General features: G+C 55.8%; 11 protein-coding genes. 3 read left to right on the top strand and 8 right to left on the bottom strand.

Translation table 11 applies throughout. The features are described 5' to 3' along the window. The first annotated feature begins 117 nt into the window (after nucleotides 1–117). Nucleotides 118–975, top strand: a complete 858-nt coding sequence (sseA, locus tag AC07U6_RS09740) for a 3-mercaptopyruvate sulfurtransferase (protein WP_494763459.1) — start codon at nucleotides 118–120, stop codon at nucleotides 973–975. Between the two features lie 59 nt (nucleotides 976–1,034). Here the strand turns inward: sseA and sseB are convergent, their stop codons facing one another. The 5 genes from sseB to trmJ all read right to left on the bottom strand — a co-directional run bounded on the left by sseB (nucleotide 1,035) and on the right by trmJ (nucleotide 6,100). Next, on the bottom strand, nucleotides 1,035–1,811 hold the full coding sequence (gene sseB / locus AC07U6_RS09735) for an enhanced serine sensitivity protein SseB (protein WP_494763460.1): 777 nt from the start codon (nucleotides 1,809–1,811) through the stop codon (nucleotides 1,035–1,037). Nucleotides 1,812–1,880: 69 nt separating this feature from the next. Further along, nucleotides 1,881–3,173: an aminopeptidase PepB gene (gene pepB, locus AC07U6_RS09730; protein ID WP_494763461.1), complete on the bottom strand. Its 1,293-nt coding sequence runs from the start codon at nucleotides 3,171–3,173 to the stop codon at nucleotides 1,881–1,883. A 222-nt stretch (nucleotides 3,174–3,395) separates the two neighbouring features. Further along, entirely contained in the window at nucleotides 3,396–4,595 is a 1,200-nt protein-coding gene (locus AC07U6_RS09725) for an IscS subfamily cysteine desulfurase (protein WP_494763462.1), read from the bottom strand. Between the two features lie 118 nt (nucleotides 4,596–4,713). Beyond that, complete coding sequence (gene iscR, locus AC07U6_RS09720) at nucleotides 4,714–5,211, bottom strand: Fe-S cluster assembly transcriptional regulator IscR (protein WP_494763463.1); 498 nt, start codon at nucleotides 5,209–5,211, stop codon at nucleotides 4,714–4,716. Nucleotides 5,212–5,374: 163 nt separating this feature from the next. Beyond that, the gene (gene trmJ, locus AC07U6_RS09715) at nucleotides 5,375–6,100 is read right to left on the bottom strand and encodes a tRNA (cytosine(32)/uridine(32)-2'-O)-methyltransferase TrmJ (RefSeq protein WP_494763464.1); all 726 of its coding nucleotides are present in this window, start codon (nucleotides 6,098–6,100) and stop codon (nucleotides 5,375–5,377) included. Nucleotides 6,101–6,275: 175 nt separating this feature from the next. Between trmJ and suhB the strand changes: the two genes are divergently transcribed. After that, a complete protein-coding gene (suhB, locus tag AC07U6_RS09710; RefSeq protein WP_105593211.1) occupies nucleotides 6,276–7,079 on the top strand; it encodes an inositol-1-monophosphatase in 804 nt (267 codons plus the stop codon). Between the two features lie 54 nt (nucleotides 7,080–7,133). Here suhB and AC07U6_RS09705 read toward each other — a convergent pair whose 3' ends face one another. After that, a complete protein-coding gene (locus AC07U6_RS09705; protein WP_494763465.1) occupies nucleotides 7,134–8,141 on the bottom strand; it encodes a nickel/cobalt transporter in 1,008 nt (335 codons plus the stop codon). Beyond that, nucleotides 8,132–8,740: a DUF1007 family protein gene (locus AC07U6_RS09700; protein ID WP_494764529.1), complete on the bottom strand. Its 609-nt coding sequence runs from the start codon at nucleotides 8,738–8,740 to the stop codon at nucleotides 8,132–8,134. Before AC07U6_RS09700 ends, AC07U6_RS09705 begins: the two co-directional genes overlap by 10 nt. A gap of 169 nt (nucleotides 8,741–8,909) precedes the next feature. Between AC07U6_RS09700 and csiE the strand changes: the two genes are divergently transcribed. Beyond that, nucleotides 8,910–10,181, top strand: a complete 1,272-nt coding sequence (csiE, locus tag AC07U6_RS09695; protein ID WP_494763466.1) for a stationary phase inducible protein CsiE — start codon at nucleotides 8,910–8,912, stop codon at nucleotides 10,179–10,181. On the opposite strand, the gene AC07U6_RS09690 is transcribed toward csiE, so the two are convergent. Continuing rightward, nucleotides 10,182–11,318: a 3-phenylpropionate MFS transporter gene (locus tag AC07U6_RS09690; RefSeq protein WP_494763467.1), complete on the bottom strand. Its 1,137-nt coding sequence runs from the start codon at nucleotides 11,316–11,318 to the stop codon at nucleotides 10,182–10,184. Nucleotides 11,319–11,369: the final 51 nt, after the last annotated feature.

Raw genomic sequence — 11,369 nt, 5'->3', positions numbered from 1 at the left:
ATTTCTATTCCTCCACGCAGGCATTTTGCCAGCTGCCTCGCAGTACCGGGATTTAGCCTTGTGGTAGAGGGTAAAATCGCTGACACTCAGCAAAACACTGTCAACGATGAGGACGCTATGACGACCCGTTCCCTGTTTGTGACCGCCGAGTGGCTGGCGGAGCATATTACCGATGAAAATATTCAGGTTCTGGACGCGCGCATGCTGCCGCCCGGCCAGGAATTAACGCGTGATGTGACCGCTGAATACCTGACTGCCCATCTACCCGGTGCGCCATTCTTTAATATCGAAGCGCTTTCCGACCACAGCACCGCCCTGCCTCATATGCTGCCGCGTGCTGAAGCTTTTGCCGTTGCCATGCGCGAACTGGGCGTCAGCGCGGATAAACATCTGGTAGTTTACGATGAAGGCAATCTGTTTTCCGCGCCGCGCGCCTGGTGGATGCTGAACTATTTTGGCGCGGAGCAGGTGTCAATTCTGGCCGGTGGGCTGGCTGGCTGGCAGAAAGCTCACTTGCCGCTGGCAAGCGGTGAAGTCAGCCTGATGGAAGGTGATTTTGATGCGAAAGTCACAGACGGCGATCGGGTTAAACGCGTGACCGATGTGCTGCTGGTCAGTCATGAAGGCGGCGCGCAGATTGTTGATGCCCGCGCGGCAAACCGCTTCCACGGTGAAGTTGACGAACCCCGTCCGGGTCTGCATCGTGGCCGTATTCCCGGCAGTCTGAACGTGCCGTGGAATAGCCTGGTCAGCGAAGGCCAGCTGAAACCGGCCTCAGAGCTGCGCGCTATCTTCAGTCAGCAGGGTGTCGATCTGGCCCAGCCGGTTATCGCCAGCTGCGGCTCAGGCGTAACAGCGGTGGTGGTCATTCTGGCGCTGACCAGCCTGGGAGCGAAAGAGGTCACGCTGTATGACGGTTCGTGGGGAGAATGGGGCAGCCGCAACGATCTACCGATCGTCAACGATTCGCTGTAAGCCCCTTTAGTACTTCGGTAGAAAGGCGACCCGACTGGTCGCCTTTTTCATGCAAGACGTTAAATATTAACCACTTTGAAATCGCGCAGGAAGCTGCCCCAGCGGCGTTCATAGAAAGGTTTGATGTGAGCGATAAAGAAGTGGCTGATGCCCTTATCACCTTCCACGACATGACAAATATCGATCGGCTCATCTTCCAGCATAGTGTCGGTCGCCACGCTTCCCGCCGCCTGAATGATCGCGTCAACGTCGCCGTCGGCTTCGATACCAATCAGCAGGTTTGCTGGCTGATCGACACTCTCTTTGATGTGGGCCACCCAGGCGCGGCGCACCGATTTGTATTTGGCAAACAGCTGGGTCAGCGAGTCAATCATCTGCGCGGGCGGCTCGGCGATTTCCGACAGCAGTAATGGTGTCCCGCCTTCCAGCACGGTCTGCTGGCTGAGTGCGCTCCCGCGATCGCCCAGTAAATCGGCAATTTCACGCGGCGAAAACTCTTTCCCCTCCGGCAGTTTTGGATTCAGGAACAGCGTTTCACCCAGTGTCATTTCAAACAGCGTACGCACTGGCATCACCAGATAAGCCTGTTCGCTGCTGACCGCCTGCTCCAGTGCGCTAACGGACGTGAAGCAGGGAATAATGCTGGTTCCGTCGTCTTTTTCCCAGTGCTGTAAATCTACCGGCGTGCTGGCATCAATAGCCGAACCGACCTCGGCGCTTTCGCCCGGCACCACCACGCTGGCATCCATCAGCAGGGAAAAAAATTCGGGGCGGTGTGCCGGTTCACCGGCGGCCAGCTTCAGCACCTCTTCAAGGCGCGAGTTAAGTTCGTTCATCGTCAGGTTCTTTTCGTTACGGGCCATGTTTTAGCGGGCGATCCGCGAAGGAAGATCGCCCGATCGCCATTATTCGTGGCTGAGCAGCAGGTTAGCGACGGTACGCACACCCAGACCGGTTGCCCCCGCAGACCACTGATCCACCGCACCTTTACGGTAGGTGGCGGAGCAGTCAATGTGCAGCCAGCCGGTCTTATATTCGCTGACAAAGTATGACAGGAAGGCTGCCGCGGTGCTGGCACCGGCAGAGTGTGCCGGGCTGGCTATGTTGTTGAGGTCGGCAAAGTTTGACGGCAGATGGCTGCGGTGGAATTCCGCCAGCGGCAGGCGCCAGAACGGCTCGCTCTCTTTTTCAGCACAGCTTAGCAGCGACTGCGCTAACGTATCGTCAAAGCTGAACAGCGCATGATAATCGTTACCCAGCGCGGTTTTCGCCGCACCGGTCAGGGTAGCCGCATCGACGATCAGTTTTGGCTTCAGCGCGCTGGCATCAATCAGTCCGTCGGCCAGAACCAGACGGCCTTCAGCATCGGTATTCATCACCTCAACGGTTTTGCCGTTGCGGTAGTGGATGATATCGCCAAGCTTGAAGGCATTGCCGCTGACCATGTTATCTGCGCAACAGAGGATCAGCTTCACGCGCTTATCCAAGCCACGGGTAATCGCCAGCGCCAGCGCGCCGGTCAGGGTAGCAGCGCCGCCCATATCCGATTTCATGGAATCCATAAAACCGCTCTGCTTCAGGCTGTAGCCGCCGGTATCGAAAGTAATACCTTTGCCAACCAGGCAGGCGAATACCGGTGCGTCCTCTTTACCTGACGGATTAAAGTCCAGCGTCAGCAGCACCGGACTACGGGAAGAACCGCGCCCGACGGTGTGCAGACCAGCATAGTTTTGCAGACGCAGATCCTCGCCTTTGGTGATGCGGTAGTTGACGCTATCGCAAGCAACATCACACAGCAGATCCACCGCGCGGGTTGCCAGCTGTTCTGGCCCCAGATCTTCCGCAGGCATATTGATGGTATCGCGCACCCAGTCAACGATCTTCAGGCGGCTGTTCAGTTCTTTGGTGTCAGCGTCATTCAGCTCGGCCCATTCAACCTGACGTGACCCTTTTGGTGCGCGGTAGCCCTGCCAGAATGCCCAGCTGTTTTCCAGATCCCAACCGTCGCCGCTCAGGCTGATATTACGTATCCCCTGCCCGCCAATTTTTCTCGCGGCGCGCTGAATCGTAGTTTGTGCACCTTTGCCGGTGATATGGATCGTCATTCCACTGTCGTTGCTGGTGAGGATCGCTTTTTCGCCCCAGCGCGGATCGGCCGCAGCCGTTGACAGGGTAATGTTCATGACAGAGGTGGTCATCGCATGGCTCCTTTTCATTTTTTCACGTCGTGGACCGGAGATCCCCGGCCTCTGCGATTTACCGCAGGACAGATGCTATTCAAAATCGACACTCCAGACTAACAGAAATGCGGGAAAGATGTTTTCACCGCATGCTTTCATGCCGTGCTTTTCTGCTGAATGTGAAACGGGCCGAAGAGTTAATCCGGCCCGTTGGCATAACGCGAATCTCCAGGCTAACGTCTAGCTGGCAGCAGCAACGCCTGCCGCTTTAAACGCCGCCCACTGTGGGGAAACCTCACGTATCCGCGCAATCGACTTCACAATCAGCGCGATCGCATAGTCAATTTCTTCAACGGTGGTGAAACGGCCCAGCGAGAAACGCAGCGAGCTGTAGGCGAGATCGTCGCTCACGCCCATTGCACGCAGGACATAGGAAGGCTCCAGGCTGGCAGAGGTACAGGCTGAGCCGGATGAAACGGCCAGATCCTTCAGCATCATAATAAGCGATTCGCCGTCAACGTAGCCGAAGCTGACGTTAAGAATATTTTGCGCGCCGTGTTCGAATGAACCATTAAGATGAACCTGCTCAATTGCGCTGATACCCGCCCAGAAACGCGCACGCAGTGAAGCCAGGCGCGCCATTTCTTCGGACATCTCTTCTTTGGCAATACGATAGGCTTCACCCATGCCGACAATTTGATGCACCGGCAGCGTACCGGAACGCATGCCGCGCTCGTGGCCACCACCGTGGATCTGCGCGTCAATTCGCACCTTTGGCTTGCGGCGAACGTATAGCGCGCCAATGCCTTTTGGGCCGTAAATTTTATGGGCGGATACGGACATTAAATCAACGCTCAGCGTAGTGAGATCGATCGGCAATTTTCCCACGCTTTGAGTCGCATCAACATGGAAAAGTACCCCACGGGAGCGGCACAGTTCGCCGATGGCGGCAATGTCCTGAATCACTCCGGTTTCGTTATTAACGTGCATAATCGACACCAGTACCGTGTCGTCACGCAGTGCGGCTTCAAGCTGAGCAAGATCGATAACACCGTCAGCCTGTGGATTAAGCCAGGTGACGCTGTAGCCTTCGCTTTCAAGCTGCGCACAGGTATCCAGTACGGCCTTATGTTCCGTGGTACAGGTAACAATATGATGGCCTTTTTCCTGATTCGCCTCAGCGGCACCCTTAATCGCCAGGTTATTGGCTTCGGTTGCACCGGAGGTAAACACGATTTCACGGGGATCGGCACCGATCAGTTCGGCAACCTGGTTACGGGCGATATCTACGGCTTCTTCTGACTGCCAGCCAAAACGGTGGGAACGGGAGGCCGGATTACCGAAGGTTCCATCAAGTGTGAGGTGCTGCATCATCTTCGCGGCAACACGGGGATCGGCCGGAGTGGTGGCGGAGTAATCGAGGTAAATCGGTAATTTCATTGCGCGTTAAGCTCCGTACAGGTTTTCCCTGAGCTTTCAGCCCGCTGTCACCGGACGACAATCTGAAAGCTCAGGGATACATAATCTGCACAACGCTGGAAACGCGATTGAGTGAGGATCAGGCGCGCAGATTAATGTTAATTGTTTCGTGCATACGACCATTCGGAATGCGACGAATCTCGTTACTGTTCTGGCGGTCGGCAACTTCCAGGATTTCCTGGTTGTTCACCAGCTCGGCCAGTGTAATATTATTCAGGAAGTCGCTGATGCGCTCGCTCAGATCGCGCCACAGTACATGGGTCAGGCAACGTTCGCCGCCCTGGCAGCCTTCTTTGCCCTGACATTTGGTGGCGTCAACAGATTCGTCAACGGCAGTGATCACTGCACCCACCGCGATCGCATCAGAACTTTTACCCAGCAGATAACCACCACCCGGACCACGTACGCTGGCAACCAGACCATGCTTGCGCAGACGAGAGAACAGCTGCTCAAGATAAGAAAGCGAGATGCCCTGACGCTCTGAAATATCAGCTAAAGGTACCGGACCTTCGTGAGAGTGCAGTGCAACATCGAGCATAGCGGTAACAGCATAACGGCCTTTGGATGTCAGTCTCATGGCTTTACGACCTCGGTTATAACCCTGGATGGGTGTTAACAAAATATGGACGCAAGTCTGCCATTCCTGAGTAAATTGGTCAAGTATTTAACCGAGTAAAACACTCAACTATTTAACCAAGTATTTTACTCAAGTATTAAACACCTGATTTAAATTAAAATAATTAAATTTCCCGCTTTTTTTCAAGGGATGAAAGCATGCCGCGAAGGATGTTTAGCTCATCTTTTTCCGGGCGTGCACGGGTAAACAGGCGGCGCATTTTGCTCATCACCTGCCCTGGTGTCGCCTCGCGAATGAAGCCGCTGGCCACCATCATTTTCTCCATATGCTGGTAAAAACGCTCAAGATCGTCCACCAGCGGATAAGGCGATTTGGTCACTTCGGACGCTTCGGTTTCCTGCGATTGTAGCCAGGCCATGCGCACTTCATAGGTAATCACCTGGACGGCCATCGCCAGATTTAGCGAGCTGTATTCCGGGTTCGCGGCAATCGCCACGTGGTAGTGGCATTTTTGCAGTTCTTCATTGGTCAGACCTACGCGTTCACGGCCAAACACCAGTGCAACCGGCGCTTGCTGCCCCTCTTCCACACTCTTCAGACCACATTCACGCGGGTCCAGCATCGGCCAGGGCAGCGAACGGGAACGCGCGCTGGTGCCGACAACCAGACTGCAGCCGGCAATCGCTTCATCAAAGGTATCGACAATGGTGGCATTACCAATTACATCGCTGGCACCGGCAGCCAGAGCGATGGCCTGCGAGTCAGGCTTAACCAGCGGATTGACCAGATAAAGGTTTGTTAAACCCATCGTTTTCATGGCACGGGCTACGGAGCCCATATTGCCGGTGTGGGACGTTTCAACCAGTACGATTCGGATATTTTGCAGCATGAGAGTGTCAGGTGTGAGGAATAATTTAACGATGCTATCATATTTTCAGGACATTTGCCGTTCTCCCTGCTATAGTATGCGCCGTTTTATATCCAACTACTGCGGCGGCCACTAAACCGGCAGGCTGGAAGTAGTGAGAGATACCGTTCTTTAACATCCAGTGAGACGACACTACATGCATCCGATGCTCAACATCGCCGTGCGCGCTGCGCGCAAGGCCGGAAACGTAATTGCTAAGAACTATGAAACCCCGGACGCAGTCGAAGCCAGCCAGAAAGGCAGCAACGACTTTGTGACTAATGTTGACCGCGAAGCGGAACGCCAGATTATCGAGGTGATTCGCAAGTCTTACCCGAAACACACCATTATTACTGAAGAAAGTGGTGAGTTAGCCGGTGAAGACCAGGATATACAGTGGATTATCGACCCTCTGGATGGCACCACCAACTTCATCAAACGCCTGCCTCACTTCTCTGTTTCTATCGCCGTGCGCATTAAAGGCCGCACCGAAGTGGCGGTAGTTTATGACCCAATGCGTAATGAACTGTTCAGCGCCGTTCGCGGCCAGGGCGCACAGCTTAACGGCTACCGCCTGCGCGGCAGCACCGCTCGCGATCTGGATGGCACCATCCTGGCGACCGGTTTCCCGTTCAAGCTGAAACAGCACGCCACCCCTTATATCAACATCGTCAGCAAACTGTTCACCCAGTGTGCAGATTTTCGCCGTACCGGTTCTGCTGCGCTGGACCTGGCCTACACCGCCGCCGGCCGCGTTGACGGTTATTTCGAAATCGGCCTGAAGCCGTGGGATTTTGCCGCGGGTGAACTGCTGGTTCGTGAAGCCGGTGGTCTGGTCACCGACTTTGTTGGCGCACACGGCTATATGCTTTCAGGAAACATCGTTGCCGGTAACCCGCGCGTGGTGAAATCAATCCTGGCTAACATCCGTGAAGAGCTGAGCGAAGCGCTGAAGCGTTAATTTTTACCCGTCTCACTAAGGCCGACCTGACGTCGGCCTTTTTTATGCCTGAAATTAACGGGCAAACAGCGGTCGGATACCGCTCGAAATATCCGGTTGAGCGCTCAGCCACAATACGCTCCCCACTGCCAGCAGCAGTATCCCTCCGCTCAGCGCCAGGCAGTTCAGCGCCACCTTCTGCCAGCCCGCAGGAGGACGATTGCGGCTCAGGCGCAGCGCCAGCACCCTGGATATCTGCACCAGGAGCGCCATGCCGGAAACGGTCAGCGCCGTCCCCAGCGCCATCGCTATCGCCGATAGCACGCCCCAGCCGTACACGCCGATGACCTTTGAGAACAACAGCATCATAATCGCACCGGAACAGGGGCGCATCCCCATCGACAGCACCACCAGGCTTTTGGTTTTCCAGCCCACGGCGGCGGCAAGTTGAGCACTGTCCGGTACATGCTGATGCCCGCAGCCGCAGTGTTCACTGTGTTGGTGATCGGCTGGCACAATGCGATGAATGGTCATGCCGCCAGCCTTGCCTGAAGCACGCAGCGTGCTTAACTTCCGGCCGGCACGCCAGCACAGCCATAATCCCAGCCCGGCCACCAGCAGATAGCTGCTTTTTTCCAGCCAGTAGCTGCTGAGATGCAGCTGCCGCGAAGAGAGTTTTAGCACCACCAGCATTATCGTGACCAGCGCAATGGCCACGCCGCCCTGCACCACCGCTGCCATCATCGTCAGCTGCAGGCTGGTTTTTACCCGGGTAGGATGCGTGGCCAGGAAGGTCGCGATCACCACCTTGCCATGCCCCGGGCCCAGCGCATGCAAAACGCCATACAGCAGGCTGAAGCCCATCAGCGTCAGCCCCGTCTTTTGAGGATGGCTGGCAACCTGTTGCAGCAGCGCGGTCATCTGCTGATGCAGGCTTTTCTGCCAGAGCACGCTTTGTAACAGGATCTGCGGCCAGAACTGCCACACCAGCAGCGCACAGGCCAACAGTACAATGATCAGCAGATACAGCGGCCACAGCTGCCGCCAGCTACGTGCCTGCGTAGACAGGATATTTACTGACATACCAGCGTGACCGTCTGGGCAAACTGGCGGCCCAAATCCATCTCTTCCGCTGGCGCATCCGCTTTATCCAGCGACAGCGCATACGCCTGCATTGATGCGTCAGGTTTTGGCGTTTTCAGTTCAAAGTGGCATTGTTTCGCCAGTTCATCAGGGATTTTCAACGATTTTTCCGAGTCGTAATACATATCAACAAAGTAGGTCGGGTCAAAGGTGGAGAAGACGAAGCGCTGCCCCTTAAGCGGCTGCGGATGCGCCAGCGGCAGCACGAATTCCAGCACCGCCCGGTGTCCCTGCCGCGACAGATGATACTCCGGCGGCAGATTTTCAAATTTCACCGGCTGTTTTTGATACCAGAACTCGGTGAAGTAGTGCTGACCCAGTACGTTAGCCATCACTTCGGCCGCCAGTTTCTTCCAGATAACCGAGCCGGGTTTAGCGTCGGCAGCGTCATACAGCAGATCGGCGGAGGTAATTTCATCCATAACCCAGCGCATTCTCAGCCCGGTAATATTGTCACCCTGGTGGAGCAGCGTGGTTTGCATATCAATAAAGCTGTGCGGATGCGACCACGCCGCCGGCACGGAACCCACAACCAGCATCAGCCCAATAATGTATCTGTTATAACGTAACAAATCTAACCCCATTCCAGGATTTCCCGATTATTTTTGTGACCTGTCTTTAAAAGCGCCGAATAAACGTCTACAGACTCTCCACAGCCGCAAAGAGTCAGGCTAGGATTAACACAATATACGTTTAGCGGGGGCGCAGATGACGAGTGATTACTCACCAGAAACCTCTGTTTTTTCCCGTCAGCAACGGCGCTGCCACCTCATTTTAATGCTTTGTCTTCCTGAACCTGCCGTTACGTTGGAGATGTACTGCCAGCTCAACGGGGTAGAAGACGCGGTAGCCCGGCAAGATATAGCGGAGGTTACGCTGGAGATCCAGCGTTATCACCAGCTGATTATCGAACAGGATCGGCAGGGAGTACTAAAGCTGATCGGCGCACAGCTAAATCAGCGCCTGTGTCTGCTGCACGGTTTACGCCGGGCACTGCGGCTGTCCCCTGATTTTGTCTGCCACTATTTCACTGCAAAGATTAAACACCGCCTGCAGCGTAACGAGGTCAGCAAGGCGCTGTATGATGAGCATAATTTACAGGCGCTGATCCAGCACTGCTCCCGGCAGCTTATGCGGGAGTTTAACGCGCGCGACCGCCACTTTTTGCAAATATACCTGCAGTACTCCCTCGCCCATGACGGCCTGGTGGACTTTAATCCTGAGCAGGCAAGCTGGCTGAGCGCCAAAACAGAGTACGTACTGGCGCAGGAGATCCTTCGCTGCTGGCATCGGCAGGGTTATCAGCAAACCTCTGCAGATGATGCCATCCCGCTGGCATTGCTGTTTAGCCAGCTGCACATTCCCAACGTCAGCCAGACGGTTGGTGAATATGAAGCCCGACTATTGCTGGCGATTAAACAGCTTATCCTCCGCTTTCAGCAGCTGTCAGGTATGCAGTTCAGCTGTCATGAAGAACTGTGCGCCCAGCTGTTCAGCCATCTGGCGCAGGCGCTGGAGCGAGTACGGTTCGCCGTAGGGATTGATCACACTCTGGTGGAAGACGTGGCGCGACAGTATCCGCGCCTGCTGCGAACGACGCGTGCCGCGCTGGTTGAATTCGAACAGCAGTTCTCGATGCGATTTTCTGAAGAAGAGCTGGGCCTGACGGCCATTATCTTTGGCGCCTGGCTGATGCAGGAGAACGCTCTGCAGGAAAAGCAGGTGCTGCTGCTGACCGGCTATGACAGCGAACTCGAACGCTGCGTTGAACAGCAGCTGCGCGAGCTGACGCTGCTGCCGTTAAATATCAAATATTTGACGGTGGATGACTATCAGCGTAACAGTGCACCAAAGGGAATTTCGCTGGTGATCACCCCCTATGTCACCACGCTGCCGCTGTTCTCACCGCCGCTGATCCACGCGGAGCTGCCGCTGGGCGAGCACCAGCAGCGCAGCATCCGGGCGCTGCTTGAGTCATAGCTAACGAACGTTTGGCCGCACGAACAGGGCCGGAACCACCAGTAGCGCCATCACCCAGAAAACTCCGCCCTGCAGGTGTTGGAACAGCACGCCGCAGATCATGGTCATAATGGCAATACCGCCACCCATCGCCAGCGCCGAGTAAAGAGACTGCAGGCGGATCACTTCCGCTCCCTCCCGGGAGGCCATAAAGCGCATTGCCGCCAGATGGCAAACGGTGAAACTGCCACAGTGTAGGATCTGTGCCACAATCAGCCAGCCCAGATCGGTAGTGGCTGCCATCAGGCTCCAGCGAACAATCGCCGCAATGCCGGAGAGCAGCAGCAGATCCCTCGCACTCCAGCGGCGAAACAGTCGGTTGCTGGAGGCAAAAATGACAATCTCAGCCACGACGCCCAGCGACCACAAATAACCCACGACGCTGGCCGAATAGCCCGCCTGCTGCCAGTAGATTGCGCTAAAACCATAATAGGCCGCATGCGCTCCCTGCATCAGCGTCACGCACAGCATAAAGCGCCAGACGGCATTTTCACGTAGCATCTGTAGCCACACCTGCCAGCCAGCGTGGCTGCCCTGCTTAGAGGTGCCCTGCGGCATCACCGCCGGACGCAGCAGCATGCCCGCCAGCATCGCGCCGCAGCCTGCGCACAGCAGCATCAGAATCGCCTGGTAAGAGAATTGATTGACCAGTACACCGGTCAATGCCGAGCTGATAACAAACGCCAGCGATCCCCACAGCCGCACCGGTCCGTAGGGCAGCGCGATTTGCCGCTGCCAGGTGGCAGCCAGCGCATCGCTCAGCGGCACCAGCGGTGAGAACACAAGGTTAAAGCCCACCATCACGAAAAGCAGCCAGAGCCACTGCGAACCGAAGCAGAACCCCAGCGCAAACAGCAGGGTAATCAGTGCCAGCAGGCGCAATGCATTGACCAGCTGAGAGGGATTTGTGACGCGCGAGGCAATCAGCAGGCTACCCGTAAAGCGGGCAATCATGCCGCAGCCCAGCAGCAGACCTATCTGTTCAGGCTTCATGCCACTGCCTTCCAGCCAGACACCCCAAAATGGCAGGTATACGCCGTAGGCAAAGAAATAAGTGAAGTAGCCCAGCCCCAGCCAGTACGTCGATCGTATCGTCATGTTCCGTCCGACAGAATAAGTTTCGGCGGTACTCTACACTGTGCTGATGGA

Source organism: Erwinia sp. GW821-FHT03D09 (genome assembly GCF_059420805.1).
This window is presented reverse-complemented; position numbering and strand designations above follow the sequence as displayed.

What these genes read in the sequence shown, in the direction of transcription:
- suhB (WP_105593211.1), top strand. Translation starts at nt 6,276, where the DNA reads ATGCATCCGATGCTCAACATCGCCGTGCGCGCTGCGCGCAAGGCCGGA.
- iscR (WP_494763463.1), bottom strand. Translation starts at nt 5,211, where the DNA reads ATGAGACTGACATCCAAAGGCCGTTATGCTGTTACCGCTATGCTCGAT.
- sseB (WP_494763460.1), bottom strand. Translation starts at nt 1,811, where the DNA reads ATGAACGAACTTAACTCGCGCCTTGAAGAGGTGCTGAAGCTGGCCGCC.
- AC07U6_RS09690 (WP_494763467.1), bottom strand. Translation starts at nt 11,318, where the DNA reads ATGACGATACGATCGACGTACTGGCTGGGGCTGGGCTACTTCACTTAT.
- pepB (WP_494763461.1), bottom strand. Translation starts at nt 3,173, where the DNA reads ATGACCACCTCTGTCATGAACATTACCCTGTCAACGGCTGCGGCCGAT.
- csiE (WP_494763466.1), top strand. Translation starts at nt 8,910, where the DNA reads ATGACGAGTGATTACTCACCAGAAACCTCTGTTTTTTCCCGTCAGCAA.
- sseA (WP_494763459.1), top strand. Translation starts at nt 118, where the DNA reads ATGACGACCCGTTCCCTGTTTGTGACCGCCGAGTGGCTGGCGGAGCAT.
- AC07U6_RS09725 (WP_494763462.1), bottom strand. Translation starts at nt 4,595, where the DNA reads ATGAAATTACCGATTTACCTCGATTACTCCGCCACCACTCCGGCCGAT.
- AC07U6_RS09705 (WP_494763465.1), bottom strand. Translation starts at nt 8,141, where the DNA reads ATGTCAGTAAATATCCTGTCTACGCAGGCACGTAGCTGGCGGCAGCTG.
- trmJ (WP_494763464.1), bottom strand. Translation starts at nt 6,100, where the DNA reads ATGCTGCAAAATATCCGAATCGTACTGGTTGAAACGTCCCACACCGGC.
- AC07U6_RS09700 (WP_494764529.1), bottom strand. Translation starts at nt 8,740, where the DNA reads ATGCTGGTTGTGGGTTCCGTGCCGGCGGCGTGGTCGCATCCGCACAGC.